A 26,810-nucleotide genomic window follows, 5' to 3' on the forward strand; every position below is an offset into this window, starting at 1 on the left:
GGGGGGATATCTCGGCCCTTCTTGCTGGCGTAAGCCGCCATCTTTTTGTCAGGCCAAGGGTATCCCATGCCAGAAACTGAGACCGTGCATCCGCTTTTATCTCTGCAAAACATCACCAAGATCTTTGGAGATCTGGTTGCCAATGGAAACGTCAATCTGGACCTGCATGCAGGCGAGATTGTTGCATTGTTGGGGGAGAACGGAGCAGGTAAGACCACGCTCATGAACATCCTCTTCGGTCACTACGTGGCGGATGAAGGCCGTGTGATGGTGCGCACCTCCTCAGGCACCCTTGTTGATCTGGAGCCAGGTGCTCCTCAGGCCGCTCTGGAAGCTGGAATTGGCATGGTTCATCAGCACTTTACGCTGGCTGAGAACCTGACTGGACTGGAAAACATTGTCCTTGGCACAGAGAGCCTGTTTGCGCGCAAGTTCAGTCGCTCCAAAGCAAGGGCAAAGTTGCAGGAGTTGATGCAAAGCTCAGGCCTGGAAGTTGACCTGGACCTGCGCGTTTCCAAGTTGGCTGTGGGTGAGCGCCAGCGGGTGGAGATCCTCAAAGCTCTTTATCGCGATGCCAGAATTCTGGTGCTGGATGAACCCACTGCGGTTCTTACGCCTCAGGAGTCCGATAGCCTTTTCAATACCTTGAAGCTTCTTGCAGCCAAGGGCATGGCAATCATCTTCATCTCTCACAAAATGGCTGAGGTTTTGGGCGCATCAGATCGTGTTGCTGTTCTCAGGGGAGGGCGCATTGTTGCTGACCTTCCAACCTCACAGTGTGATCGCCACAAGCTTGCTGAGCTCATGGTGGGGCATGCGGTCCAGATGGCCGAGCGTGAACCTGGCAACCCAGGCGAAGAAATACTTGTTTTCAAGGGTGTTAGCGCCGGTGAAGGCCGTGAGCTGATTGAGAACGTAAACCTCTCGCTCCGCAAAGGCGAAATCATTGGCCTTGCAGGTGTCTCAGGCAATGGTCAGAGCATGCTGGCGAAAGTCTTGTCTGGCTTGGAAGAGCCAACTGCTGGCGCTGTGACGCTGGGCAGTCAGCCACTAAAAGCAAATGCTGCTGCGGCCATTCAATCCGGAGTGGCTCGAATTCCGGAAGACAGACATCACGATGGCATTGTTGGCGCGATGTCGGTGGAGGAAAACCTCGTTCTGGAAGAAATCCGCAAGCCAGCTTATCAGCGCTTTGGTTTGCTGCGATTCAACGAAATTCGCAAGCGTGCTCAAGAAGCTATCAAGGCCTACGACATTCGCTGCTCTGGCCCGCTTGCTGTCTCGCGGTTGCTTTCTGGCGGGAATATCCAAAAGATCGTTCTTGCAAGAACTCTGGATCAGGAACCAGCTATTGTGCTGGCGGCGCAACCGTCTCGCGGGTTGGATGTTGGGGCGACGGCTGATGTGCATCGCCGTTTGCAAGAAGCGCGTGACAGAGGGGCTGGTGTGCTTCTTATCTCAGAAGATCTGGATGAACTCTTTCAGCTCTCAGATCGCATTGCGGTGATACATCGTGGGCATGTCAGTGAACCAATGGCGAGTGAAGAGCTCGACAAAAAGCAAGTTGGGCTGATGATGGCAGGGCACTCTGCAAAAGGGGAACAAGCAGCATGATCCGGTTTGAACCTCGCACAAACGTTTCGTCTCTCTTCGCGCTGGCCCTGCCGATTGTCGCGGGAATCACCGCACTTGCGCTGGCAGCAATTCCGATTGCAGCGGCAGGGGGAGAAGTTTTTGCAGCTTACGGGCATATCTTTAAGGGCGCATTCGGCTCAAAGTTCGCGTTTTCAGAGCTTTTGGCCCGCGCGACACCGTTGATCTTCACCGGTCTTGCAGTCAGTGTTGCTTTTCGCGCAAAGCTTTGGAACATCGGGGCAGAGGGACAGCTCTATGTGGGAGCATTGGCAGCCGTTGCCATTGGTTCTGGTGCAATCTCGGCCCCCTCTTACATCATGATCCCGCTGATAATGCTGGCAGGTATGATCGCCGGTGGCACCTTGATGCTTGTCCCAACATTACTGAAGACGCGTCTGGGCGCAGATGAGGTGGTAACGACCCTTCTGCTCAATTTCGTGGTTCTGCTTTTTGTGCAAATGATGCTCGAAGGGCCGATGAAAGACCCTATGGGCATGGGCTGGCCGCAATCAGAGCCGATGACAAGTGCTGCAACCCTGCCAAAAATGATGGCCCGAATGCGCGTGCATTGGGGGCTGGTGATTGCGTTGGTGTCCGCACTGGTAATCTATATCATGATGAAGCGCAGCGTTTGGGGGTTTGAAATCCGTGCAACGGGTGAGAACGTCTCTGCCGCAAAACATGCTGGCATTCCAGTCACCTCCACCTTCATCAAAGTCGGCTTGATTTCCGGTGCACTTGCAGGCCTTGCTGGCGTCAGCGAAGTCGCTGGCCTCAAAGGCTATTTGACAGCAGATATTTCCCCAGGCTTTGGCTACACAGGCATTGTGGTTGCAATGCTTGCAGGCCTCTCGCCTCTTGGTGTTGTCATTGCTGCGATCTTCATTGCGGCAGTCTTTGTCGGCGCAGATAGTATGAGCAGGGCAATGGGCGTTTCCAGTTACATTGCAGACCTCATAGTGGCCTTGTCTTTGATTTGCGTGCTCATTTCCAGCCTGTTCGTTCGCTTTAAAGTGCGGTTCGTGAATCCCAAAAAAACAAAGCTAACTGCCAAGGGAGACGCTTAAGTCATGGAATATATTGATATTCTTCTCTCTGCGAATTTTTGGGCTGCTGCCATTCGCATCGCAACCCCGCTCATCTTCGGCGTGCTTGGTGCATTGGTGTGTGAGCGCGCTGGTGTTCTCAACCTCGGCATCGAGGGGATTTTTGTCGTTGGTGCAATGTGTGGCTGGATGGCGGTCTGGCTCGGCGCAGGTCTGTGGGGCGGTGTCCTCATAGCGGCACTGGCAGGAGCATTATTTGGATTGCTGCATGGAATCTTGACCGTACCACTGGGGCTCTCTCAGCACGTATCCGGTCTTGGTATAACCATGTTCGCCACATCGGTGAGCTACTTCACCTACCGCACGGCCTTGCCAAAGGTTTCCAGCCCACCACGTATCGATGCATTCCAGCCGCTTGATATCCCAGTGCTTTCAGACCTTCCATTCATTGGTCCAGCCCTGTTCCAGCAAACCGCGATGACGTTTCTTGCACTCGCTATGGTGCTGGTGGTCGGTTACGTGCTCTACCGCACGCCGCTTGGTCTTGCGATCCGGGCGGTTGGGGATAACCCATCTGCTGTCGAGGCACAGGGCCTTTCCGTGTTTGCTCTGCGTATAGGCGCAATCATGGCAGGCTCTGCTCTTATGGCGCTGGGCGGTGCATTCCTCACCATGTCCGCCTTTGATGCGTTCTTCTTTGGCATGATCAGCGGTCGTGGCTGGATTTGTATCGCTCTGGTGGTGTTTGCCAGCTGGCGACCGGGAAAAGCTTTGCTCGGAGCGCTTCTTTTTGGTGCATTCGATGCCTTCCAGATCCGTTTACAGAACGAGGTTGGAGCGGTTGTTCCCTCGCAGGTCTTCCTGATGATCCCGTATCTGTTGTCGATCATCGCCTTGGTGCTTGTGGCTCGTAAAGCTGATTATCCCCGCGCGTTGTTGCAACCTTATTTCCGTGGTCAGCGCTAAGCTGAAACCGGCTCCAAGCAAAAGGCAGTGGTTATGTCACTAGACTTACTCGTAAAAAACGCGGTTCTGACCACCGGCGAAACTGGTGTCGACATCGCGGTCAAAGGCGGCAAAATAACTGCCATCGAGAAGGATATTACCGCAGACGCCGGGCAAGTGATTGAGGCGCAGGGGCAGCTTGTATCCGCGCCCTTTATCGACCCGCATTTCCATATGGATGCAACGCTCTCGCTGGGCTTGCCGCGCATGAACGAAAGCGGCACCTTGCTGGAAGGCATCAGCCTGTGGGGAGAGCTGAAACCACTGCTCACCATTGATGCTGTTGTTGAACGGGCTTTGCGTTATTGCGACCTTGCTGTTTCGCAGGGCCTGTTGGCAATCCGCTCTCATGTGGATGTCTGTGATGATCGCCTATTAGGTGTTGAAGCGCTGCTGGACGTGAAGCAACGCATTGCGCCCTATATCGATTTGCAGCTGGTTGCCTTTCCGCAAGATGGCTTCTACCGCTCTGCGACTACTAAGAGCAACTTGCTCCGCGCGCTGGATATGGGCGTGGATGTTGTTGGCGGCATTCCGCATTTTGAACGCACCATGAATGATGGTACGCGCTCTGTCACGGCCTTGATGGAGATTGCAGCAAAACGCGGACTACGCGTGGATATGCACTGCGACGAATCCGATGATCCAATGTCTCGTCATATAGAGACACTTGCTGTTGAAACCCAGCGCTTGGGTATGCAAGGGCGTGTGACCGGGTCGCACCTGACCTCAATGCACTCCATGGATAATTACTACGTTTCCAAACTCCTGCCACTCATGGCAGAGGCAGATGTTCATGCAATCGCTAACCCGCTGATTAACATCATGCTTCAGGGCCGTCATGACACCTACCCGAAACGCAGGGGCCAAACGCGGGTGCGCGAATTGCGGGACTATGGGATCACCGTTGGCTTTGGCCATGATTGCGTGATGGACCCATGGTACTCGCTGGGCAACGCAGACATGCTGGAAGTCGCCAGTATGGGCCTGCATGTAGGCCAGCTCGCCAGCCGTGATGACCTGCGCTATAGTTTTGAGGCGGTGACCACAAACTCGGCCAAAATCATGGGCTTAGAGGATTACGGCGTCAAAGTTGGCGGCAATGCGGATTTCGTTCTTTTGCAGGCACATGATGCGATCGAGGCAATCCGCCTGAAGGCAACCCGCTTGGCGGTCGTGCGTCGTGGCAAGGTTATCGCTCAAACAGCGCCACGTCTCACCAACCTGTCGTTGGAAGGTCGTCCGAAAACTGTGAATGCGGCGGATTACTCACCCCATACCAATGCCTGAAAGGGGGACATCACCCCCTCAAGTGAGTTTGCGTTGTAATGTGCGTTGGTTTGCGTGGAATGCGTTTTTTCTGAACTGTTTTGTTTCGAAGCAAAACCGAAGCGCAAGCCCTAAATAAAACTATCCCCCTTGCCCTCAGAGCTGGTTATGATGAACTTGTCTGAGCAGTTGAATGACTGGAAGGGGAGATCGATGGAACGTATTTCTGCAAGCAAGTGGTACCGCACCACACGGATGGCGGATGACATCACGCTGATCGATGAGCCTTACATCAAGCAATTCTACCGCTGTAACATCTGGCATATTCGGGGCAGGCACAAAGATCTTCTCGTTGACAGTGGCATGGGTGTTGTCAGCCTACGTGAGCATGTGGCTCTGACCGCTGAAAAGTCGGTCATGGCTGTGGCCAGCCACACGCATTTTGATCATATTGGTTGCCACCACGAATTTCCTCATCGACTGGTCCATAAAGCCGAAGCGGAGCTACTGGCGCACCCAACCCGCAAGAACACACTGGCTGACCCTTATGTGAGCGATAACATTTTCGACGCTCTCCCGCCTCAGCCCTATAAGTCCAGCGAGTATGCTGTCAAACCAGCCCCTGCCAGTCATTTGCTGGAGGATGGCGAGGTGCTGACCATCGGTGATCGCCACTTCGAGGTGGTTCATACTCCGGGCCATTCACCGGGCGGGATAGCGCTTTGGGAAAAGGCGACTGAAACGCTGATCGCGGGGGATATCGTATATGATGGCCCACTCGTAACGGACTGCTACCACTCAGACATGGGCGATTACATCGCCAGCATGAAGCGCTTGCTCGATATTCCAGTGCGCACCATTCATGGAGGCCACTTCCCCAGCTTTGACGGTCAACGGCTGCACGAAATCATAAATGACTTCCTGAAGGAACACGACAAGTAACAGCGTCACCTCTCACTCCAGGAAACCACATAGCGTGGTAAATCTGGAAATGGGCCGTCTCCTCTTTGGTCTTTTGTTAGCTCGACGAAGTCTCCGTGTTTGCCAAGCGCAGCAGCGCCAGCTTCCCAATTGGCAGCCCAAATACCTAGCGCGACCATGGCATAAAACCGGGAATGGCTCGCAGCACAAAAGTCAACACGAATGAGGGCGTCCTTCTTAGCAACAACCACGGCGCGGGTGGGCTGTGCATTGTAGGAGGAGGGGGACCACTGACACGCTTCAAAGCATCGCGAAAGGTTGCCATATGCTTTGATTTTTAGGTCAACGGAATGTGAGAAAGATGTATCGGTAAAAAAGAGCTCACAGGTATCTAAGCGGTGTCGTTGTGTTTTGGTAATCAGCCGGATTGAAAGAGGAATATACCGGGAGGCATAGCCAAAGCCGCAAACACCAATGATGTGGTCACGTTCAGGAACAAACCGATCGCCAAGCTGCTTGATGATGCTTTTATGATCCGCTCCAGGACCGATCCAGCAGGTTGCAAGCCCCATGCGAGTGGCTTCGATGACCACCTTTTGTAAGCTACGCCCCACATCAACAACAGCCAGTTCGTGGTAGGCGTTTGGGGCGATGGCAACCAGAAACTCTCGTGTCCCAACAGCAGGCCAAACCACGAGCGGATTATCGACATATTCAAAGCGGATGGGGTAGGGGCTTAAGCAGTTCTCCGGGCGACTTTGCTGCTGAGCGAGCGATAGAATTGTTTTGCGGTGCTCTTCTGTCAATGCTTGTTTTTGAAAGGAACGACAGGAAACACGCGCCCGCATCACCTCAAAAACATCGATATAATTAGGAGGTGGAGGAACCGGCTCAGCTGGGTGGAACCCATAACGCACCGTCGCAATATCAAAGAGGAGATTTGCAAAAAGGAGCGCTGAAACCACCAAAGGCAGGTCGCGTAGCAGCAACGGCCAGACGCCTGACCATGCCCCCAACCCACCAAGCAGCAGCATCAGCATGCCCGCAAGCAGATTAGGAATGTATTGCAGCCAACTCGTCCACTGCAGCTTCATCTTAATGCGCCACCACCACGTGGACTCAAACCAGGCTTCATTTGGCGTGGACTGCGGTGTATCGGGTGGCATAGCGTTGCTCGCTGCTCTACGTTTGCCCAAAGATCCCCAACCGGCATGGCCGAGGATCATACGAGCGTTCTAGCAGAGCAAGGTGAGCAAACCGTGTTTTTCAAAAACGATCAGTTTCTGCGTAAAGGCTACGTCTTACACAGCAGCCTTGACCGCTGGTCCGGGACGATACAGGAACCGGTTGAACGCATCTTCAGGCACCATCAGGATCAGTCGTGAAATCACAGTCATTGCGGCAACGCAGAACACGAACCGTCCAAGAAGGGCACCAGACCAGTGGGCGCCAAACGTCATCATCACCAGCGGATCTTCAATCAAGCCATGGCAAATGCCCATGAACGAGAGCGACAGCACCACATCACGAGAGGAGAGCTTACCTTCCTGCGCTTCTTTGATGATCAGCCCACCGCCATAAGACAACCCCAGCAACACACCAACCATGGTGATCGGCGTTGCCGCCTTGCTGATGCCCATAAGCCGCAGCAGGGGCGAAAGTAACCAGCCGATGAGATCGGTGATCTTCATCAGCTCCAACAGTTTCAGGAAAACAATCAGCGCAAGAATGACCCAGAACAAGGTGAAGAGCAGGGATGTGCTGGAATACCCCCACTGCAACCATGTTTCATCGATGCTTGGTGTATATGGCAGCCAGGAAAGCTGCATAGGTTCTTGCAGCCACCCTCCTTTTGAGTAGATCAGGTTGAGCACGATACCGTAGCTGATACCAACTACAAACCGTAGACCAGAGGAGAAAATGAAGCTGATACCGGCACGCCGGGAGATGCTTTGTTCCAATGGTAAAGCATGCGCAATAAGCACGACAGAAAGCAGCACCGTCACATCAGCAACGGACAGTGACAGCAGCGGCAAGATGCTGATCATCACAGCGACAGCAGAATAGGTGCTCACCAGCAAGCCCACGGCAAGAACCAGACCCGCAGCAGCAGGTAGGCCCATCAAGCCCATCAAAGGCTCAAGCACGGTGCCAAGATAGTCAACCATGCCAAATTCCATGCCAACGCGCACAAGGATCATAACGGGGACCATGGTTTTGAGCATGATCCAGAAAAGCTCAACGGAATCTTTTCCGGTTTTTTTGCAAGCAGCGGTAAAACTATTCATTTTGAGACCAGAGCAGCGCGTGCCTCTGCTATTAAAGGCACTGCAGGTAAAGGAAGGTGGGGAAGCAAGAGGAAGCCCATCCGCTCGCTAACAGCCTGAGGAAACTTCTAAATTGTTTCTGGTTGCGGCGAAATAGCGTTTTGCTCAAGCCTCACAACCATATTTCTCAAATATTCCAGCTTTATAAAAACGAAAGCGCCTGCCACAGGGACAGGCGCTTGCAACGCTTTGACAAGAAGGTAAGAGCTTTAGAACGTGATGCTCTTACTCGGCCGCTTCTTTGATATCCAAAAGACCGAAGAGGTTGCGAGGATCAGTAGGATCTGCAATCATTTCCAAATCTTGACTGTCTTCTTCCTGCTTCGCCAGATCGTAGATGTAACGCAGACCAGAGAAGTCCTCGATGGCAAAGCCAACGGAATCGAACAGCGTGATCTCGCGATCCGTCGCGCGTCCCTGAGCTGTTCCAGTAATCACTTCCCAAAGCTCTACAACCGGATAGTCGTCGTCCAGCTGTTGGATTTCACCCTCAATACGGGTCTGCTCAGGGTATTCCACGAAGATCTTGGAGCGCAGCAAAATATCCTTGTGCAGCTCGGTCTTGCCAGGGCAGTCACCACCAATTGCGTTGATGTGCACGCCAGCGCCAACCATGTTGTCAGTCAAGATGGTCGCCTGCTGCTTGTCGGCAGTCACCGTGGTGATGATGTCAGCCCCGGTGATTGCTTCTTCTGAACTGCGGCAGATGGTGATGGTAAAGCCCTTGCCATCAAGGTTGGCTGCACACTTCTCCGTGGCTTCTGCATCAATATCATACAGGCGGAGATTGGTGATGCCCATCACCGCCTTAAACGCCAGTGCCTGAAACTCAGATTGCGCACCATTCCCAATGATTGCCATCGTCTTGGAGTCCGGGCGTGCCAGATGTTTTGCTGCCATAACAGAGGTAGCAGCAGTCCGCAGAGCAGTCAGAACGGTCATTTCAGACAAAAAGAACGGATATCCCGTATCCACATCAGCCAGCATCCCAAATGCTGTAACTGTCTGCTTGCCTTCCTTGGTATTTTTAGGGTGACCGTTGACGTATTTGAAGCTGTACAGCTGCCCGTCACTGGTGGGCATAAGTTCAATAACACCAACTTTAGAGTGGCTTGCAACGCGCGGTGTTTTATCAAACAGCGGCCAGCGGCGATAATCTTCTTCGACATACTCGGTCATGCCCTTGAGGACATTTTCAATACCGTGTTTGTTGACCAATTCTAATATTTTAGAAACGCTTACGAACTGGACCATTGGGGTTTCCTATCTAAAAGCTTTGTTATTTTAAAGGTCAGGCCCGGTTTGGATGGTCCAGCACTTGCTTACCAAACAAGCTGGAAACCAGATCTGTCATCAGAGTCGCTGTGCGCCCGCGCACATCCAAAAACGGGTTGAGCTCGACCAGATCAACGGACGTAACGAGTTGGCTATCGCAGAGCATTTCCATAATCAGATGAGCCTCGCGGAAGGTTGCGCCGCCTGGCACTGTAGTTCCAACCGCTGGAGCAATATCTGGATCCAGAAAGTCGACATCAAAGCTCACGTGAAGGCGGCCATTTGCCTTTTTCACACGGCTTAAGAACTCGGTGACCGGTTTGACGACACCATTTTCATCGATCCTGCGCATATCATAAGTCTCGATGCCAGCTTTTTGCAGGGCAGATCGCTCTGGGTTGTCAACGGAACGTAAACCCATCATGCAGATGTTTTCAGGTTTGATTGCCGTATTCAGCTTTGGGTAGTAGCCCTCAAAACCGGAGAGTCCGCAAAAGTATGCAGCTGGTGTGCCATGTAAATTGCCACTGCTTGTTGTGCTCAGATTATGAAAATCAGGATGCGCATCAAGCCAGAGCACGAATTGTTCTTCACCTGCTTCTTCTGCTGCCTGAGCAATCCCGCTCACTGTGCCTGCTGCCATGGAGTGATCCCCACCCAGAAACAGCGGCAAACTACCTTCTCGCATTTCCTCCAATGCGACGGCATGCAGCTTCTCAGTCCAGCTGATTGTATCACTCAAATGGTGGACAGCACTGTTAGAATGAACCCGATTTGGACCTGGCTCTGGTAAAACGTTGCCACGATCTATAACGGAGTAACCCAGTGCTTCTAAGGAGCCTTGCAGCCCGGCAGTGCGCAGTGCATCTGGACCCATCACACAGCCCTGAATGTTGGTTCCTGTCTGTACTGGTGCACCTATAAGCACGACGGTATTTTTCATTCCCGTTTCCTATTTTAACCCGATATGGGTATTATCCTTGTGGAAGTGGCGGTAGAAAGCTGGCATTGTGATCAAAATGGTTGTCACATTAGCCAATTTGGTAAGTAAGGTTACGCACTTTGGACGAAATAGACCAAAAAATCATCGCCATACTACGTAGAAATGCGAGGGCGAGTATTTCGGATCTAGCCCTTGAGCTGAAGATTTCTCGCTCAACGGTCCGCACGCGCATGGAACGCCTGAGATCAGCCGGGGATATCCTCGGCTATACCGTGGTGCTTCGAGGGGATGTTTTCGAACAACCTGTTCGCGGCATCATGATGATTGAGATTGAGGGAAAAGGCACACACCGCATTGTCAACCAGCTCAATAAAATGACTGAAATCTCCGCATTGCACACGACAAACGGCAAATGGGATTTAATCATTGAATTGGGAACGGACACTCTGGTCCATTTTGATGATGTTTTACGTCGTGTACGCCTTATCGATGGCATTGCCGCCAGTGAGACCAATCTGCTGCTTTCAACAAAGCGCACCAGCAACGCCACTCGGAACGTAGTACTAGATTAAACTCAAAGCAGTCCTGAGAACAGAATATTCAATTTTGCAAAAACTCTGAGACCGCCAGCTGGTTTCAACCTGATGTGCAATGGCTTGGATCTTTCATGCAGCCAGCTGGTCGGAGCCAGTGAAAGCATGACTGTGTTGTGATGCATCAGCCCATAACGGTGGGCCTGTATATAAAGAAGCCGGAGGCGGGTTTCCGCTCTCCGGCTTTTAGTTTAGGTTCTTGGCTTATTGAGGCGAGAGCCTTACGCTTCTTTTGTCGTAAGTTCTTGTTGTTGTTTTTGTTTTCTCAGTTTTGCCAAGTGATAGATGTTGATGAGCACACACATGCCATTGAGCAAGACCACTGGGTATGCAGCAACGGATAATCCGTAGAGGGTGAACAAAGAGCACCCGATCATATTGATCACGCGAAGCCACAAGACGTTGCTCATGAGCAGAGACGTCATCACAGTGATTGAGGCAAGGTAGCCTACAAGTTCCATGTTCATTATGCGTCTACTGGTTCTGGAATTGTTGCGTACGCAGTTTCCAGTGCCAGTTCCATCATCTGGTTGAAGCTGGTTTGACGTTCTTCAGAGGACGTTTCTTCAGCGGTGATAAGGTGATCAGAAACGGTCAGCACACAAAGCGCTTTAACGCGGAATTCTGCTGCAATGGCAAACAACGCAGCTGCTTCCATCTCAACAGCCATAACGTTCATTTTCTGCATTGCAGGCAACAGAGCAGGGTTCGAGCCGTAGAACAGATCACCTGACAAAATATTGCCAAAACGTGGTGAGAGGCCCAGTTTGTCAGCTGTGTCTGCACAGGTCCGCAACAGGCCAAAATCAGGTGCTGCAGCGTAGTCATAACCAGCAAAGCGGTCGCGGATCATGGAAGAAGAGGTGCTGGCACCGGTTGCCACAATGAGATCACGCAGTTTCAGCTCTTCGTCAACAGCGCCGCAGCTGCCGATGCGAATGATCTTTTTCACGCCGTAATAATTGATCAGCTCATGAGCATAGATAGAGATGGACGGCATACCCATGCCATGTGCCATAACGGAAACTGGCTTGCCTTTATATTCCCCAGTAAAACCGAGCACATTGCGCACGTTTGTTACTTCGCGGACATTTTCCAGATAGGTTTCAGCAATATACTTTGCGCGAAGCGGATCACCCGGCATGAGGACTGTTTCAGCAAAGTCTCCAGTCTGGGCGTTGATATGCGGTGTCATCAGATTCTCCTATGCAGCTTGCAAGGAGCAGGCTAAAAATATCTCAGGTTTAAAAACAGGACAATTGTCCGTATCGTTCAATTAAATAGCGCAAAAATGACAATTAAAACCCTTGCTCAAAACGGACATAAGGAAGTGACCCAATGGATCAAAAACGGTCCATTTGTTTTGCGCCGAATGGAAGCCGGTGACTATTTGCTCCGGCAAGGCCAGATACTGGAACACCTATACTGGGTGGAGGACGGATTTTGTACCGTCAGCTACACCGCAGCCAACGGAAGACGCTTTAGTCATGGCCGCTTTAGCCTTGAATATCGCTTGTATGGCGAGATCGAATTTTTAACCGGAAAACCAGTCCAGTTTGATATCCGCTGCGATGGTGATGTCAGCGTGCGGGTGATCCCCAAAGCGGACCTGGAAACGCTGCTTGCCCAAAAGCCGCATGTGGGCATTTGGCTTAGCCAATATCTGGCAGATACCTATCAAGGTGTGATGGACAGGGTAACAACGCACTTCATGTACCCACTGGCCTATAACATTGCTAAGGATTTGCTGCTTCGTGAGCTGGGCAACAAGCCTCCCCTCCAGTTTGAACGCGTCTTTCGCGAGGCCGAGCGCTTTGGTTGCTCAGAGCGAGTCTATCGCCGTGCTGTGAGCCAGCTGCTGGAGCAGGGGTTGGTTGAAAAGACAGGCCGTGTGCTCAAAGTCGCCGATAAGGACAAACTGGAACGCTATCTGGCCGAAGAAGAGCAATAACCGAAAGCTCGGCCTATCGTGGATTTTCTGCAATAAACAGCAAAACCTTGTGAGGTGACCGAATAATCCCGCCGCTCTGCTCTAAACGTTCACCAATAGTAGAAATGAGCTGTGCCTGCTGTTCCTCAGTGGCATTGCTGCCCGGTGGGTAGGAGGTCAATGTTGAGAAGATGACCTCTGCATTCTCAATGGCATATACATCTTCATAGATGAGCTGCGTTATCTTATCAAAGCGCTGCGCGAGCATCGCGGCTACCTTTGCGGGGGGAGCCATAACCGTCGAGGGATCAACAGGCGCAACATCAAAAACTTGGCTATTAAGTTCATAGACCTTTTTGAGATTGGAACTGTCATTAATCGCAATCATCACTTTCCCGTCAGGTCGCAGAATACGCCTCATCTCATTTAGTGCTTTGTCGGGATCGCTGAGATGGTAAACCATGTGCAATGCCATAACGAAATCAAAGGATGCATCTTCAAACGGTAACGCCTCGGCGATTTCAACATGCCCGCTCACCTGCGTGATTGCGGAAAGTTTACCCAATGTTTCCTGAGCTTCAGCAACCATCTGCGCGGATTGATCCAGCAATGAAACAAAAAGGCCGGATGGCAGTGCATTCTGGTTCTGATCCCAGAACCATCCTGTCCCACAGCCTATGTCGGCGATATTGCTACCAGCTTTAAAACCGGCCTGACCGCAGGCCCAGTTGAACCAGCTCTTATTTGCATAAGTTCGGTGAAGATTAGCCCTCGTCCTTAGGTTTTTGCTGGTCTTGTACTGCTTAGAAACATCGACTGGCATGAACTATCCAATCTTTGTAAATACAATTGAAGGAATACAAGTAGCAGTCTATGAATAACGAAAGGTACGAGCAAGCAAAAAGGGAAACTAGGTTTGCAGCGCAATCAGACTGATAGATTTCTGCCCGAGACCCTTGCGCAAATCTGGTATTATTCAGGTCAACTTGGCATGTCAGGACCAATTCTACCAGATGGCTGCAGAGATCTGATCGTTACGGAGATGAAAGGCGAGCGCCCTTCATGGCAAGTTTCAGAACTGTTTGACGAGCCGCACCAAATCGAACGCATCACCGTAAAGCGCATGATCGGCTTTCGCCTCAAACCGGGAACACAGGTGAATAAGCCAGCACTGCTTGCAGCACTCAATAGCTTGAAGTCCTGGGACGAAACAAGGATCTGCGAACAGCTGGCAGAGCAAACCAGCCTAAACAACAAGGTCTTTGAAGCGCTGAGCTGCATCCAGAAGGAGCAACTGTCTATTGCCGCCTCCGCTGGAACGTTGGGAGTGACGCTCAAAACTTTGCAGCGCACGCTGGCGCGCCACACCAACCGCTCCCCGGTCTACTGGCGCCAGCTGGCCCGTATTCGCAAAGCAGCCCGCCATATCGAGTCTGCTCAAAACTGGGCCGACTTCGCCTTGGACAACGGTTTCTCTGACCAAGCTCACATGACCCGCGAGTTCCAACGCTGGTTCGGCACTTCGCCAATGCAGTTCGTCGCAAATATAGGCTTCAGACAGCAAGCCCAATCGGTCGCCTTTGGCTAAGCTCCCCTATTACGCCGGAGTGGTGACCGGCGAGCAAATCTCAATCAGAAAACCGTTCATGTCCTTCACGTAGGATGTCGTCTGCCCCCAAGGTTCTTCTTTCACCTCCTGAACGAGCTCAGCACCTGCAGCCAATGCTTTGGCAAGGTCACCAGCAACATCCTCAGTCTGAAATGCAATCTCAAAACACGGGTTGCTTGCATCCGCCTGAGATGGGTTTTTACCCAGATTTTCCATCAGCTTGAAAGAGGAGAACGATAGCGTTGTCTCACCGGTTTTTACCTCGCCATAAGCTCCTTCTTCGGTGATCAGGCCCGGCTTAATACCAAATGCCTTACAGTAAAAGTCGATGGTCTCGCGCGGGCTCTCAACGTATAAAATGACGTATTTCAAATGCATGGTTTTCCTCCCGTTTTCAGGAGGAAGATCCTAGCGAAGCGCTGCTGATGCGTATTGAAAAAAAGCGACATACTCATCACCAGAGCATAGCTCACATTTATGTGTAAATTAGAACGAATCTGATAGGTTCCAGCGATGCACCTGCCAGCCAGCGAGGCTCACGAATGCGCAATTTTCGCAGCATATTGTATGTGATTATTACCTGCTTTATCAGCGGTTATGGAGCGTACTTCGCCTACACTGCGTTTTACGAAGGAACTGTCTTTAATGTAATCGCAGGGGCATTCATCTGCATGGCTGGCCTTGTCGGGCTCTATGGTACATTCTCCGGAAAATCCCGAGACCCAAATTGACACTGGAGATTCTATGAGTGATCTGTCGGCCTACAAAGCAAAATCGGGGCGGTTTGAACCAGTCTGGACGATCGAAATTCAGACGCTGCCAGAAGACACAGACCGTATTTTAGATGCTGTAATGCAAGTTCACCCTCTCAGTTTCGGGCGGTATCAGCGCAATGCGAGTATCTCAGCCTTGGGCAAAGAAACCTCGCAACCTGAAGAGCACTCTACGACCACAACTCACATTGAGAATTTTCAAGCAGGTATGACCGAAACCTACCCCATGGTGGAGCTGAAAATCTCTATCGAGCGAGACCTTAAGGAGCTCGAAAAAGTCATGGACGCAATCATTTACGCCCATCACTATGAAGAGCCGGTCATTTTCCTGCGCGAAGATTGGGCCAGCAGGGCGGCCTATAACCCCAAAAGCGATAACCCGAACCGGTGGTGGAACAACGGACGCGGCATGCCAAAGAAGCTTGAAGACGCTGAGGTGTGAGCCTATCCTTGCGAACCTCTAGAACGTCACAGGGAAGACGCGGCCACTGGAAAGTCTACAGTGGCCATTGCCACCACCTGAGAAACCTTCTGCTGGATTGCTTAATGTAATTTTGCAGCGCATGCTCCTGTTCCCGCTGGTCAGCACGCCGCGCGCATATGGGCTATAGGTCGTTATGTCCGTTGATACCAGAAGCGGCCCGCCTCCAAAATCACCAAAGCCACCAAAGCCACCAAAACCGTCATCAAACCCGTCGTCGAAATCATCAAAATCATCGAACCCATCGTCGAACATGTAGTTTGTTCCAACAGTGGTGGTTACAACTTCGGCTGTCACGAGCTTGCCAGTATACACAGTCCCATTTGGCATGGTTGCTGTCACAGCAGCATCATTACTCAGGGCGCCTTCGGTAACATGAAACGCGACATTGCGCCCACCCAAGTTGCCTTGTCCGACAGTTGTTGTCTCGCATGCTGCCAGACCTGCCAGTGTCACAAGGCACAGACTTGCCTTTAAGAAATGTCTCATCCTGCGTTCCAATCCCTGATTAAAATAGTTTCTTATGGACGCAGGGTTGCAGACAAATATTTCCAAATATATTCAAACGCTGATTGGTAATAAACTGTCTCAAGCCACCGGTGTAGTAATCCATAAGCGCACAACCTGAGCGATTTCACAGACTTTGCTGATGTGCGTTTCAATTCTTGAGCCACCGGGAACAGTGTTGGTATGGGATTTTTGTAATTTAGGTTTGTTTATGCGTGCTGATGCTTTGTTGAATTGTCATCAGTTCATTCAGTTTCTGTTTCTTTATTGAAAGGGCGACCACTCAGCCTTTGCATTCTGGCGTACAACCCTTGCCTTCTATCTGTATCTCACCTAGTAAAGCCTCTTCCTTTTGCGTGTAAGGCTGCCAGATGTCTGAGAAACAACCCATTATCGTGATTGACCGTGAAACTGGTAAAGCGTTTGAAGAAACGGTTCTGGGAGAGAAGTGGATGCGCTGGGCCTATCAGGATTCCAGCTCCAGCGTGATTGAAAAGCTGCTGTTCCGTTCCTCTGCACTCAGCAAGGCAATGGGCTGGTATTACGATAGCCCACTCTCCAAAAGCAAAATCCAAAGTGCGATTGACGAACTGGATATCGATACTGAAGAATTTGCAGATCCGCAGGCCAGCTTTGCGTCCTTCAATGAGTTTTTCATCCGTCACCTTAAAGAAGGGACGCGGCCCTTCGATAATGCGTCAGATTCCATTGTAAGCCCAGCAGATGGGCGCGTATTGGTCTTTCCTGAGTTGGAGGAGGATACGTTTGTACCGGTGAAGGGTCACCCGTTCTCAATCCGCAAAATGCTGCCGGATATCGCAGAGCAGTACATTGGTGGTGCTCTGGCGATTGTGCGCCTGTGTCCTGCAGATTATCACCGCTATCACTTCCCGTGTGCAGGCGAGATCATTGATGCAAAAGCGCTTCCTGGCGCCTATCACTCTGTGAACCCGATTGCTCTTGGGGCTGGGCCAGATGTGTTTGGCGAAAACAAGCGCTGTTACACCCGCATCAAAACTGAGAATGCTGGCACCATGTGTTACGTGGAAGTCGGCGCATTCGGTGTAGGCAGTATCGTGAACACAAAGACAGCAGGCCATGTCGAAAAGATGGACGAAAAGGGCTACTTCAAGTTTGGTGGGTCAACGGTTGTTGTTGTGTTTGAACCCGGCACGGTAAAGTTCAGGGATGACCTTATCGCAAACAGTGCAGCCGGCAAAGAAACGCTGGTCAAAGTAGGCCAGCCATTCGCCACCGCTTTGCAGGGTGTAAAGGTTGCTTAAGTCAGCACGTATCCTGTTCCTATCTTAAGTTGTATTTATAGTATTGCGCATTCCACTAAGGTTGGGTTCTGACCCAACAGCTGGATTGTGCAATGCCTTCGTCGCTCATTACTCAAGACCATATTGATACCTATCAGCGCGAGGGTGTTGTGCTGGTGAAAGGCCTCTTCAAAGATTATGTCGACCAGATCCGGGAAGGCATTGATTACAATATGGGCAATCCGGGTGAATACGCCGCTGAAAACCTGAAGGCAGGGGAAGGCGGTCGCTTCTTCGACGACTACTGCAACTGGCAACGCATCCCACAATTTGCTGAGGTGGTGAAACACTCACCAGCTACTGAAGTTGCAGCGGACCTTATGCAGTCCCAGCGCGTTCAAATGTTTCATGACCACGTGCTGGTCAAAGAACCGGGAACCTCAAAAGCTACCCCGTGGCATCAAGACGGGCCTTACTATTTTGTTGAGGGACGACAGACTGTCAGCTTCTGGTCTCCGATGGATGCAGTCAAGGCCGCAACATTGCGGTGCGTTGCGGGTTCGCATACCTGGGAGAAAGCTGTCTTGCCGACCCGTTGGCTCTCAGAGGATAACTTCTACGCCGACAATGATGCCTATATGCCAGTGCCGGACCCAGATGCAGAAGGGATGCAGATCCGCGAGTGGGAAATGGAGCCGGGGGACGCTGTCGCGTTTAATTACTACACTTTACACGGAGCGCGCGGCAACACCACAAACCAGCGCCGCCGTGCCTTCTCGCTTCGGTTGCTGGGGGATGACGCCCGCTATATTGAACGGCCAGGGCGAACGTCTCCGCCGTTTCCAGGCCATAACATGAAGCCAGGACAAACATTGCGCGAGGACTGGTTTCCCATCCTCTACCAAGGTTAAGGGCGGTGTGAAACCACAGGCTAATTGCAGCCTGCGCAAAACACCTCCTTTTTTATTTAGAAAGCCATCTAACTTTGGTTTCTTTTAGGAAAATCTATCTGCAAGCACTACCGTTTTTTCTCACAGGCGGGGCAGCTCTCTTCACCAACTGGACAGACACATTTGTCGCCAGCTTTTTTGGTGCGCCCTCGGTCGCCGCAATTGGCATTTGCGGAATGCTCTTTTTTGTCTTGTTCTCGTTTTCAAATGGATTTTCGGTTGCGATTCAGTCATTCACCGCCCAATTTATGACCAGCAGAGAAAACAATGAGATTTTGGACGCCTTTGTGCTCTGCCTGATACTGAGTGTTCTTTGGGGGGCTTTCCTGACGGGCCTTTCCTTCTATTTCATCGAGGACATACTTGCTTTTTTAAACCCGGATGCAGAGGTCCAAAGCGCCTCAATGCTCTATCTTAAATTCCTGCTTTATTGCACGCCGTTCTATTATGTGTGTGCGGCAACCAGAGGCTTGCTGATTTCCGTTGGCAAGGCCTGGGTTGTTTCTGGCATCGGTGTATCTATCCAAATCATAAACGTAATTGTCACTGTAATGCTGGCTTTTGGCATGGCTGGGGCGCCGGATCTTGGCGTCGTTGGAATCGGCCTCGGTACACTTGCTGCCTTTGCCAGCGGTGCAGTACTCTACGCCAGTGCGGCTGCTCAGGCGATTGTTCAGCAAAAGTTGAGGCTTGGCGCATTAACGCCGCATCTAGTCCTAGATATTGTGACCAAGGCAATACTGTCAGCTTCGCAAGTAACCATTTATGCGCTTGGCCTCCTTTCCTCCTATTGGATTGTTGGCCAGTTTGGCGTCCTGGTTGTTGCCGTCTATCAGGTGATAAGCCAAACGGCACTGCTGCCGCTGTACGCTGCAAACGCGTTGGGAACGGTTGCGATAAATCAGGTTGGTCAGGCTCTTGGCGCAAAAGACCAAATGGGAGTGCAACAGCTTGGTATGAAAATTATAGTGAGCGCTGTTTTGATTGTCGGGTGCTACGCACTTCTGGTGTTTGGATTTGCAAAAGAAGTTCTCTTCCTCCTACTGGAAGAGACCATCAACGCCCCACATCTCCTCACTGTTTTTGCACTGTCCTGCTTGATCTTGCCAATTAATGTCGCGGGTGTGGTTTCGAACTTCGTCTTGCAGGGTGCGCAAAGGTTCAGGCGTGTTTGGGTAGTCTCAGCGATCGCACAATGGTGCGTGTTTTTGCCTCTGGCCTACCTGTTGGGTGGCACAATGCATTACGGTCTTGCTGGTGTAATCTTGGCAGATTTCATCTATCGCTCTGGTTTGTTCTTCGTGCAGTTTCGGTTTTGGAAAGGCCCTCGCGAACCAGCTCTGGCTTAGCTGTTGACCGAATCTCCAAAACAAATTCACAGTCTCTGATTTTACGCGTCTTGATCATCGAAGCAAATGCGTCTGTAAGATGAGAAAGAAGAAGAAATGAAAATCAAATACGACTGCAAGTCAATGGCCGTCGCCATTGTGATCGCTTTATCTGCAATGCCCGTTCAATCTGCTGTTGCATCATCTGATCATGAGTTGAACTTTACCTTCGGCGGACGTGGCCGAAACCCGGGTGTGACAACGATCTACAACTACATTCTGGGCTGTTTGCCAAACGGAACGTGGATTTATGGTGGTAACCCCGCCGATGCCGCTGGGCCATGGACGGTTGAAGTTCCCGCAATTAGAAACCGGGAATACTCCAATGCAGATGTGGAACATACGCTGATGGGAGCCGGCTGTGCTGGTGTCCGCCCGGCGAAGGTTGTTGGTGTGGATGTTGAGGATGATTAGGGCAGAAATGGCAAGAGTATAAGCGTCACGAAACTGCATCGCTTTGCGCAATAAAAATCGCCCGGAAATCGTTCACATTCGTCAATGTGGGTCCGGTGATGATGCTGTCTCCAAGGGCTTCAAAAAAGCCGTGTCCATCATTATTGGAAAGGGAGAGCCGTGGGTTGGTCTCCTGCGCCCAGGCTCTTTCCATGCATGAGGGATCGCAATAGGCTCCGGCAATTTCTTCAACCCCGTCAACACCATCAGTGTCACCAGCAAGGGCGTAAACGTCCTTTTGGCGATCCATCGCGATGGCAAAAGAGAGCAGAAACTCCACGTTTCGCCCTCCGCGACCGTCGCCCGTGAGGGTGACGGTGGTTTCCCCGCCAGAAAGTAAAACACACGGTGCCTGAAAGGGCTGTCCGTATCTGGCAACCTGTTTTGCTATACCAGCCATAACAATACCAACATCGCAGGCCTCGCCTTCAATACTATCGCCAAGAATGTAGGCCGGAATACCTTGCTGCTGAGCAATTAAGGCAGCTGCTTCAAGCGCAATTTGCGGTGCTGCAATCATGTGGCTTTGAACTTTGCTAAGCCGTGGATCGGTCATATCTGGGGTTTCGCCAAGGCCTTGTTGCAGTATCACCCATGCACGATCTGGAAGTGTCAGTTTGTATCGCTCGACAATGGCAATGGCATCGGCGCAGGTGGTCGGGTCGCCAACAGTGGGACCAGAGGCGATGTTTATGGGATCATCCCCAGGGACATCTGAGATGAGCAGATTGATGACGGTGGCAGGATGACATGCAACAGCCAACCGGCCACCTTTGATCTGCGAAAGATGGCGACGCACGCAGTTCATTTCACTGATCGTCGCACCGCAGCTCAGCAGCTCTTTATTGATGGATTGTTTGTCTTCCAGACTAAGCCCCTCATAAGGGAGAGGCAAAAGAGAAGACCCTCCGCCGGAGATAAGGCAAAGCACAGTATCATCTTCAGATAGGTCTGAGACGAGTTCCAGCATTCTCTTGGCTCCGTTCAGTCCAGCCTCGTCAGGGACCGGGTGAGCGGCTTCAATAATCTCGATGGATCGACAAGGCACATTGTAACCGTAGCGCGTTATCACAAGGCCGCTCAGTTCACCGGCCCAATTGTCTTCAACAGCGCGAGCCATGGCAGCAGAGGCTTTCCCCGCACCAATGACGATAAGCCGACCTTTTGGCGCATCAGGCAAATACTGTGGGATGCATTTATCCGGTTGGGCTGATGCCACAGCAGCATCAAACAAATCACTTAGAAACTGCTTTGGATCAACCACCATTGCCAAAAATCCTGATTGCTACCGAAATAACCGGCCTACTGTTATGTCATTGTCTTATCTAAGCAGGAAGCCGTTTCCAACCGGATCGTCCTGCTCACGCCAGAACGTGGCAGTGCCACTGTAATGCGCCTTGCCAGCAACTTGCGCGATGATCGCATCATGTTGCCCGCATCGAGCATCTTCAAAATAGGTGCCTTCAAAACACGTTGAAATCAGGCTTTCAAAGCGCCGGGTCTGCCCTTTGGCAATCAGCCCTCTGGCCGCCTGCGCAGCCAGCCGTGCAGTGACACCAGACCCTGTCGGGCTGCGATCCACCTGACTGTCAGCAAAAACGCAGATATTTGCCGTTGCATCAGGGCTATACGCATCATTGCCATCGGTTAGGAGTGTGCCGTACAAGAATGCCAGATCAGCGTCATCAGGATGATGCAGCCTCACCGCAGCACGAACTGCATCACTGACTGCATTGGCTGCGTCCACCAGATCTCGGCTGCTAGATTTTTGCACATCAAGGCCAAAGGCTGAGGCTGGAGCCAATCCGTAAAACGCACCACCGTAAGCAACATCAACGGCTAGCTCACCAAGACCTTTCACATCAACAACGACATCTTTAGAATGCAAAAAGGCCGGGACGGAGCGGAAGGAAACAGCACCTGCAATTCCGTCCTTTACGTCGACACAAGCAACAACCAAACCGCATGGGCACTCAATGCGCACTTGCGTAACGGGTGAGGTCGCCGCAACCAGTCCGTGATCGACGGCATATCTTCCCAAGGCAATGACTGCATGGCCACACATGGTGCTGTAGCCTTCATTGTGTATGAAAAGCACCCCGAAATGCGCCTCTGGGTGCGAGGGCTCTACTAGGACCGCGCCGTACATATCAAAATGCCCGCGCGGCTCGAACATCAGAAACTGGCGCAGATGGTCGAGGGTGTCGCGCGCGTATCGGCGCTTTGCCAAAATGGTTTCGCCAAGAACCTCGGGATAGCCACGTGTAACAATCCGTAAGGGTTCACCCGCTGTATGCATGTCGACAACATCAATTTTCTGTTGCTTCAACATGTTCTCCCCCAGAACTAGTCGGAATGCCTTATTTCCGAACATTTTGTTTTCGAATAGAGCCACTCATGAGCTTCTTCTTAGCCTGCAAGGAGAGGAGGGCTCAATACGCTGCGAAATATTATGTCTCAAGTGATTTGGAGTTTTTCTTAAAATGCTCGTGGCTTTTGGTGTCTATGGTGGCTTGTTTGCATTCTCATTTCTGGTCGCAACATTAGCTCCAGGGTCATCAGAAGCGGCTTTAAGTGGCCTTCTGATCGCTGGCGACTGGAACCCTGTTTTGCTCCTCCTGTTTGCCTCATTAGGCAATGTGGCAGGCTCGGTGTTCAACTGGTATTGTGGCCGCTTTCTATCCCACTATAAGGACAGGTCCTGGTTTCCGATCAAAGAGCACCATTACAAGAAAACCGTGCGTTGGTTTAAGCGTTATGGTCAGGCGTCTATGCTGCTTGCATGGGTGCCAATTATCGGTGATCCTTTGACCGTAATTGCGGGCACGCTTCGCATGAAATTTCTGAATTTCCTGGTGCTCGTCTCCATCGGAAAGATCGCAAGATACTTGTTTGTGTATTACGCAGTCATCCTATGGCAGGGATAATCCATGAATCTGGCATTTTGCGAATAATCTAGATAAATTTGAATTATCAGTGGAATCCCTTAAATATCATAGGGAAAGCCAATATTATATGTGCAATGCACCTAGAGATTCCCTAGGGGAAGTATCGACAATATGCAGGCTGGGTGCTAGAGAAAAGCGATCATCGTTCAAACATATATTTTGGAAATGCCCTCATCCACTTCTAACGTTGCCATCGCTTATAGAAAGTTGAAGCAAGCTATTCTGGAGAACCACCTTGGTCCCGGAGCGCAGGTGCTTGAACAGGAAGCTGCGACACAGCTTGAAATGAGTCGTACGCCTGTGCGCGAGGCCATGTTGATGTTGCAGAAAGATGGGCTCGTTGAAATGCGTCCTCGCCAGGGGATGCGGGTATTGCCTATTACGGCGGGCGATATCTCAGAGATCTATGAAATTCTTGAGGTGGTGGAAGGGCTTGCTATCCGAAAACTTGCAGAAAGAACTGTAAGCGAGAAGCAGCTGACCTCCCTCGAAGATTCCATTACGCTGATGGAACTTTCCATAGAACGCGGTGATTTGAGCGTCTGGGCCTCCGCTGACAAAAGATTCCACGAAGATATTGTCAAATTCAGTGGCAATATTCATTTGGTGAGCGTGTTCCAGCAACTTTGGGAACGTTCCCAAAGGGCAAGAAATATGCTCTTAAAAACCTATGGAACACCGGTCAATTCAAACCAGGAACACAGAGACCTTTTAAAACTCATTAATGAGGGAAAAGCGCACGAAGCGGTAGAATTTCAAAAGAACTTACGAACTGCAGCAGCAGATAAAATTCGTAAAATGATCTTTGAAATCATGGAGGGGATGGTTCTCCCTCAATAAAAGCGGGACCGGAGCCCCGCTTTCCCGAAAGTCTTCTCTTAATCAATCCGCTTGCCACAGATGTCCCGGTTTTCCGGTCACATAGCCATTGGCCAAAGCTCCTGGCAGGGGTTGCTGCTGCAAACGCGCTTCCGCTTCTCCGCTCTCAATCTTACCATCAACAAGATCACGAAAGATCTCAGCAACGGCAACCATATCAATATCGTGAGGCGACAGACGAAGGCGACCAATGCCCTTGGTCAACAATTCGTCACGGCCCAGCGTAATCGCCTGAACACTATGCGATAGGGTTTGAATGCCGTTTGCTGAGAGGAACTTCTGGTCATCAAGCGTGGTAACGTCCATGCCATCTGGATCGCGGTCACAGATAAACTGGCAATTGTCTTTATGCAGTTTATGCGCCCGGGCATGATAGCAGCGTCCTGATACAGCCAGCGGCAAACGGCCAAAGGCAAACAACTCCACCGTCAGATCTGGAAGAGCCTGCGCAATCGTCTCTACAGAATTCAAAGGGAGTTCAACAGGTGGGCAGAATGTTTCCATGCCCAGATTCATGAGAACTTTGGCTGTCTGTTCATTGTAGATATTCAGGAATGGCCCACCAACGAATGGCTTTCCAGAACGTTTGTGAACACCTGCAATGTCATTGGCTTCAATTAGCTCTGCATCTTCTGAAAGGGCCGCGATGGACTTGCGATCGCGAACAGTGACAGGAAGAGCTATGGTTGAAAAGACAACGGTCTTACCAGCATTGGCAAGGCGTTCATAAATCTCTGGCCAGACCTTGTCGTTGAAAGGCATGCGCTTACCGCAGATCGTTTCACCGATGTACACGCGCTCAACCGGTGCCTCATCTGCAATACGGGCATAAAAATCGACGAGTTTGTCGTTTGGCCAGTTGAAGAAGTTTGGACCAATAGAAAGTTCAATCTTGCTCATAATCGGTCCTTATCTCCAGATCTTTTTGTAAGCGCCGGTGGTTTCGCGGCCACCTTCCGTCATTGCGCTCAACATGGCTGAAACTTCTTCTTCTGCGTTTCCGCCAGCATCCAAAGCGTCAACAGCGGTGCGGAATGCTTTAACAACCTGAGAAATGTAGGCTTTACCGCGTTGGCGCCCTTCAATCTTAACAGCCGTAACACCTGCTTTTTGCAGGCGAGGCAGCAAGCTTGCTGCATTCAGGCTCACAGGGTCTTCAAACAGATAGGATGTTTCACCCTCTGCCTTAAAACGTCCCTTACAAAGGGTCGGATAACCAGCAGTCTCACCTTCCTCAAAACCGTCAATCGTAAAGCCGCCAAGACGTGCAAAAAGACGACTACCGTCTTCGTCGTAGGACACATCGCTGGGAGGAGAGCAAACGCCGGTGAGGTTTGGGGACTTGCCTGTCGCATACGAAGAAAGCGCACAACGCCCTTCAGTCATCACACACAACCCGCCAAAGACGAAGACCTCGGTCTCCACCGTGATCTCTTTATGGAGCTTGACGATTTCCTCAACGGACATGACGCGCGGCAGAACCACACGCTGGACGCCAAAGGTATCCTGGTAAAAGCTGATGGATTCCGGTGTTGCAGCCGCAGCTTGTACAGAAAGATGCAAGCGAAGGTCTGGGTGCTTTTCTTTCGCATAATCCAAAACAGCAATATCAGCTGCGATGATAGCGTCAGCTCCAGAGGCGCTTACCGCATCAACGGCACGCTTCCAAATCTGGGTATCTCCGGCGCGTGCAAATGTGTTCACCGCCACAAGAACATGCGAGCCGTGTTTATGCGCAAGGCGAACACCGGCATTCAATTCTTTTTCAGAGAAATTTAAGCCGGGAAAGTTGCGGGCATTGGTCTCGTTGCGCAAGCCACAATAGATGCTGTGCGCACCCGCTTCCGCAGCTGCTTTAAGAGCAGAGGGTGTGCCGGCTGGGCATACAAGCTCCAGCGACGGATTATTATCGTTACGCTGTCCAAGCATAAGGCACCTTTTTGGAAATAACAGAGGTGGGCCATATCGTCGGCGCCGGATGCAAGCATCCTGTCACGGCGGTCAAGATGTGGCGGTTGGCGCGTCAAGCAATCGGCGCAGGTGATCTAGTGTTTTGTTGGTTGCTCGGTCCACGACATCGCGGGAACGGCCATTGAACCCCACAAACTCAGCTGGCGACAGGTCTGCTTCTTCCATGGTGTTACGCAGCGCAAGCACAGCATCTGTGTCCCCTTCGATAACGAGGTCACGCGTGAAGAACACAGCATCCCCGTCATAGGTTCCATCCACCAATCCCAGCAGAATGATCAACGGCCCAGAGATACGTGCATCGCCCTCAGGCATATCTTTGCGTTTGAATATCTCAACGCTTGCATGCTCGCCGTTTGGAATAAGGCGGAATACATGCGGGATGTCGACCGGGTCGATAATGAAATGACTTCGTTTGTAGCTATCCAAACGCTCAAAGAGTTCTGGACGGGTATGGGCAAGCCGACGGACCGCTCGGGTCAGAGCAAAGCCAAGCGGAGGAACCGGCAAGATGCCGAGAGCTTTTTGCAGGGCAGGAGGAAACAGGCCTCGTTCCGGTTTAAAGAGCATATTTTAATCTCCACTGATCTGTATCCTCTCCTATTAATCATTGCGGAACTCATCATTGACGGAGGTCAAGGACCAGAG

30 protein-coding genes are annotated in these 26,810 nt (G+C 51.3%); 16 read left to right on the plus strand and 14 right to left on the minus strand.

What is annotated here, in order from left to right:
- Window positions 1–66 precede the first annotated feature (66 nt).
- From BMZ51_RS08025 to BMZ51_RS08045, 5 genes are all read left to right on the plus strand, one after another.
- Window positions 67–1,614: an ABC transporter ATP-binding protein gene (locus BMZ51_RS08025; protein ID WP_068005521.1), complete on the plus strand. Its 1,548-nt coding sequence runs from the start codon at window positions 67–69 to the stop codon at window positions 1,612–1,614.
- The gene (locus tag BMZ51_RS08030) at window positions 1,611–2,702 is read left to right on the plus strand and encodes an ABC transporter permease (RefSeq protein ID WP_068005519.1); all 1,092 of its coding nucleotides are present in this window, start codon (window positions 1,611–1,613) and stop codon (window positions 2,700–2,702) included. Before BMZ51_RS08025 ends, BMZ51_RS08030 begins: the two co-directional genes overlap by 4 nt.
- A 3-nt stretch (window positions 2,703–2,705) precedes the next feature.
- Window positions 2,706–3,647, plus strand: coding sequence for an ABC transporter permease (locus tag BMZ51_RS08035; RefSeq protein ID WP_068005517.1), 942 nt, complete (start codon window positions 2,706–2,708; stop codon window positions 3,645–3,647).
- Between the two features lie 33 nt (window positions 3,648–3,680).
- Window positions 3,681–4,976: an amidohydrolase family protein gene (locus BMZ51_RS08040; protein ID WP_068005515.1), complete on the plus strand. Its 1,296-nt coding sequence runs from the start codon at window positions 3,681–3,683 to the stop codon at window positions 4,974–4,976.
- A 192-nt stretch (window positions 4,977–5,168) separates the two neighbouring features.
- Complete coding sequence (locus BMZ51_RS08045; protein ID WP_068005665.1) at window positions 5,169–5,897, plus strand: MBL fold metallo-hydrolase; 729 nt, start codon at window positions 5,169–5,171, stop codon at window positions 5,895–5,897.
- A gap of 5 nt (window positions 5,898–5,902) precedes the next feature.
- Here BMZ51_RS08045 and BMZ51_RS08050 read toward each other — a convergent pair whose 3' ends face one another.
- The 4 genes from BMZ51_RS08050 to rocF all read right to left on the minus strand — a co-directional run bounded on the left by BMZ51_RS08050 (window position 5,903) and on the right by rocF (window position 10,421).
- Window positions 5,903–7,102, minus strand: coding sequence for a nitroreductase family protein (locus BMZ51_RS08050; RefSeq protein ID WP_068005514.1), 1,200 nt, complete (start codon window positions 7,100–7,102; stop codon window positions 5,903–5,905).
- Between the two features lie 75 nt (window positions 7,103–7,177).
- Window positions 7,178–8,164, minus strand: coding sequence for a nucleoside recognition protein (locus BMZ51_RS08055; protein ID WP_074881915.1), 987 nt, complete (start codon window positions 8,162–8,164; stop codon window positions 7,178–7,180).
- A 264-nt stretch (window positions 8,165–8,428) separates the two neighbouring features.
- Entirely contained in the window at window positions 8,429–9,457 is a 1,029-nt protein-coding gene (locus BMZ51_RS08060) for an ornithine cyclodeaminase (protein WP_068005512.1), read from the minus strand.
- 37 nt (window positions 9,458–9,494) lie between these two features.
- Entirely contained in the window at window positions 9,495–10,421 is a 927-nt protein-coding gene (rocF, locus tag BMZ51_RS08065) for an arginase (RefSeq protein ID WP_068005510.1), read from the minus strand.
- Between the two features lie 119 nt (window positions 10,422–10,540).
- Between rocF and BMZ51_RS08070 the strand changes: the two genes are divergently transcribed.
- Window positions 10,541–10,993: an Lrp/AsnC family transcriptional regulator gene (locus BMZ51_RS08070; RefSeq protein WP_068005509.1), complete on the plus strand. Its 453-nt coding sequence runs from the start codon at window positions 10,541–10,543 to the stop codon at window positions 10,991–10,993.
- Window positions 10,994–11,235: 242 nt separating this feature from the next.
- Here the strand turns inward: BMZ51_RS08070 and BMZ51_RS08075 are convergent, their stop codons facing one another.
- Both BMZ51_RS08075 and deoD read right to left on the minus strand, forming a co-directional pair.
- A complete protein-coding gene (locus tag BMZ51_RS08075) occupies window positions 11,236–11,481 on the minus strand; it encodes a YgjV family protein (RefSeq protein WP_068005507.1) in 246 nt (81 codons plus the stop codon).
- A complete protein-coding gene (deoD, locus tag BMZ51_RS08080) occupies window positions 11,481–12,209 on the minus strand; it encodes a purine-nucleoside phosphorylase (RefSeq protein WP_068005505.1) in 729 nt (242 codons plus the stop codon). Before deoD ends, BMZ51_RS08075 begins: the two co-directional genes overlap by 1 nt.
- Window positions 12,210–12,305: 96 nt before the next feature.
- Between deoD and BMZ51_RS08085 the strand changes: the two genes are divergently transcribed.
- Window positions 12,306–12,965, plus strand: coding sequence for a Crp/Fnr family transcriptional regulator (locus BMZ51_RS08085; protein ID WP_068005504.1), 660 nt, complete (start codon window positions 12,306–12,308; stop codon window positions 12,963–12,965).
- A 13-nt stretch (window positions 12,966–12,978) separates the two neighbouring features.
- On the opposite strand, the gene BMZ51_RS08090 is transcribed toward BMZ51_RS08085, so the two are convergent.
- Window positions 12,979–13,767: a class I SAM-dependent methyltransferase gene (locus BMZ51_RS08090; protein WP_068005502.1), complete on the minus strand. Its 789-nt coding sequence runs from the start codon at window positions 13,765–13,767 to the stop codon at window positions 12,979–12,981.
- A gap of 168 nt (window positions 13,768–13,935) precedes the next feature.
- Here BMZ51_RS08090 and BMZ51_RS08095 point away from each other — a divergent pair, with 168 nt between their 5' ends.
- Complete coding sequence (locus tag BMZ51_RS08095) at window positions 13,936–14,532, plus strand: helix-turn-helix domain-containing protein (protein WP_208979352.1); 597 nt, start codon at window positions 13,936–13,938, stop codon at window positions 14,530–14,532.
- Between the two features lie 9 nt (window positions 14,533–14,541).
- Here the strand turns inward: BMZ51_RS08095 and BMZ51_RS08100 are convergent, their stop codons facing one another.
- Entirely contained in the window at window positions 14,542–14,931 is a 390-nt protein-coding gene (locus BMZ51_RS08100) for a VOC family protein (RefSeq protein WP_068005499.1), read from the minus strand.
- A gap of 164 nt (window positions 14,932–15,095) precedes the next feature.
- Between BMZ51_RS08100 and BMZ51_RS08105 the strand changes: the two genes are divergently transcribed.
- Together BMZ51_RS08105 and BMZ51_RS08110 are read left to right on the plus strand one after the other, a co-directional pair.
- Window positions 15,096–15,284: a hypothetical protein gene (locus BMZ51_RS08105; RefSeq protein ID WP_074881918.1), complete on the plus strand. Its 189-nt coding sequence runs from the start codon at window positions 15,096–15,098 to the stop codon at window positions 15,282–15,284.
- Between the two features lie 13 nt (window positions 15,285–15,297).
- Complete coding sequence (locus tag BMZ51_RS08110) at window positions 15,298–15,768, plus strand: hypothetical protein (protein ID WP_208979353.1); 471 nt, start codon at window positions 15,298–15,300, stop codon at window positions 15,766–15,768.
- Between the two features lie 18 nt (window positions 15,769–15,786).
- Here BMZ51_RS08110 and BMZ51_RS08115 read toward each other — a convergent pair whose 3' ends face one another.
- Window positions 15,787–16,296, minus strand: coding sequence for a hypothetical protein (locus BMZ51_RS08115; protein WP_068005497.1), 510 nt, complete (start codon window positions 16,294–16,296; stop codon window positions 15,787–15,789).
- Between the two features lie 389 nt (window positions 16,297–16,685).
- Here BMZ51_RS08115 and asd point away from each other — a divergent pair, with 389 nt between their 5' ends.
- The 4 genes from asd (at window position 16,686) to BMZ51_RS08135 (ending at window position 20,328) form a co-directional block, all read left to right on the plus strand.
- Complete coding sequence (asd, locus tag BMZ51_RS08120; RefSeq protein WP_068005495.1) at window positions 16,686–17,597, plus strand: archaetidylserine decarboxylase; 912 nt, start codon at window positions 16,686–16,688, stop codon at window positions 17,595–17,597.
- A gap of 92 nt (window positions 17,598–17,689) precedes the next feature.
- Window positions 17,690–18,487, plus strand: coding sequence for a phytanoyl-CoA dioxygenase family protein (locus tag BMZ51_RS08125; RefSeq protein ID WP_068005493.1), 798 nt, complete (start codon window positions 17,690–17,692; stop codon window positions 18,485–18,487).
- A 74-nt stretch (window positions 18,488–18,561) separates the two neighbouring features.
- Entirely contained in the window at window positions 18,562–19,875 is a 1,314-nt protein-coding gene (locus tag BMZ51_RS08130; protein WP_068005491.1) for an MATE family efflux transporter, read from the plus strand.
- Window positions 19,876–19,971: 96 nt separating this feature from the next.
- The gene (locus BMZ51_RS08135; protein WP_068005489.1) at window positions 19,972–20,328 is read left to right on the plus strand and encodes a hypothetical protein; all 357 of its coding nucleotides are present in this window, start codon (window positions 19,972–19,974) and stop codon (window positions 20,326–20,328) included.
- A 25-nt stretch (window positions 20,329–20,353) separates the two neighbouring features.
- On the opposite strand, the gene BMZ51_RS08140 is transcribed toward BMZ51_RS08135, so the two are convergent.
- Together BMZ51_RS08140 and BMZ51_RS08145 are read right to left on the minus strand one after the other, a co-directional pair.
- A complete protein-coding gene (locus BMZ51_RS08140) occupies window positions 20,354–21,634 on the minus strand; it encodes a glycerate kinase type-2 family protein (RefSeq protein ID WP_068005487.1) in 1,281 nt (426 codons plus the stop codon).
- 54 nt (window positions 21,635–21,688) lie between these two features.
- Entirely contained in the window at window positions 21,689–22,699 is a 1,011-nt protein-coding gene (locus BMZ51_RS08145) for a proline racemase family protein (protein ID WP_068005475.1), read from the minus strand.
- A gap of 151 nt (window positions 22,700–22,850) precedes the next feature.
- On the opposite strand from BMZ51_RS08145, the gene BMZ51_RS08150 reads away from it, so the two are divergent.
- Window positions 22,851–23,294 carry a YqaA family protein gene (locus BMZ51_RS08150; RefSeq protein ID WP_068005473.1) on the plus strand — a complete coding sequence of 148 codons (444 nt, stop codon included), beginning with the start codon at window positions 22,851–22,853 and terminating at the stop codon, window positions 23,292–23,294.
- Between the two features lie 186 nt (window positions 23,295–23,480).
- Entirely contained in the window at window positions 23,481–24,155 is a 675-nt protein-coding gene (locus BMZ51_RS08155) for a GntR family transcriptional regulator (RefSeq protein ID WP_068005471.1), read from the plus strand.
- A 42-nt stretch (window positions 24,156–24,197) separates the two neighbouring features.
- On the opposite strand, the gene ubiV is transcribed toward BMZ51_RS08155, so the two are convergent.
- From ubiV to ubiT, 3 genes are all read right to left on the minus strand, one after another.
- Window positions 24,198–25,094: a ubiquinone anaerobic biosynthesis protein UbiV gene (gene ubiV / locus BMZ51_RS08160; RefSeq protein ID WP_068005469.1), complete on the minus strand. Its 897-nt coding sequence runs from the start codon at window positions 25,092–25,094 to the stop codon at window positions 24,198–24,200.
- 9 nt (window positions 25,095–25,103) lie between these two features.
- Window positions 25,104–26,123, minus strand: coding sequence for a ubiquinone anaerobic biosynthesis protein UbiU (ubiU, locus tag BMZ51_RS08165; RefSeq protein ID WP_068005468.1), 1,020 nt, complete (start codon window positions 26,121–26,123; stop codon window positions 25,104–25,106).
- Between the two features lie 72 nt (window positions 26,124–26,195).
- Window positions 26,196–26,732 carry a ubiquinone anaerobic biosynthesis accessory factor UbiT gene (gene ubiT / locus BMZ51_RS08170; RefSeq protein ID WP_068005466.1) on the minus strand — a complete coding sequence of 179 codons (537 nt, stop codon included), beginning with the start codon at window positions 26,730–26,732 and terminating at the stop codon, window positions 26,196–26,198.
- Window positions 26,733–26,810 lie beyond the last annotated feature (78 nt).

It is taken from the genome of Pseudovibrio axinellae, from assembly GCF_900110875.1.
Taxonomy (GTDB): Bacteria; Pseudomonadota; Alphaproteobacteria; order Rhizobiales; family Stappiaceae; genus Pseudovibrio; species Pseudovibrio axinellae.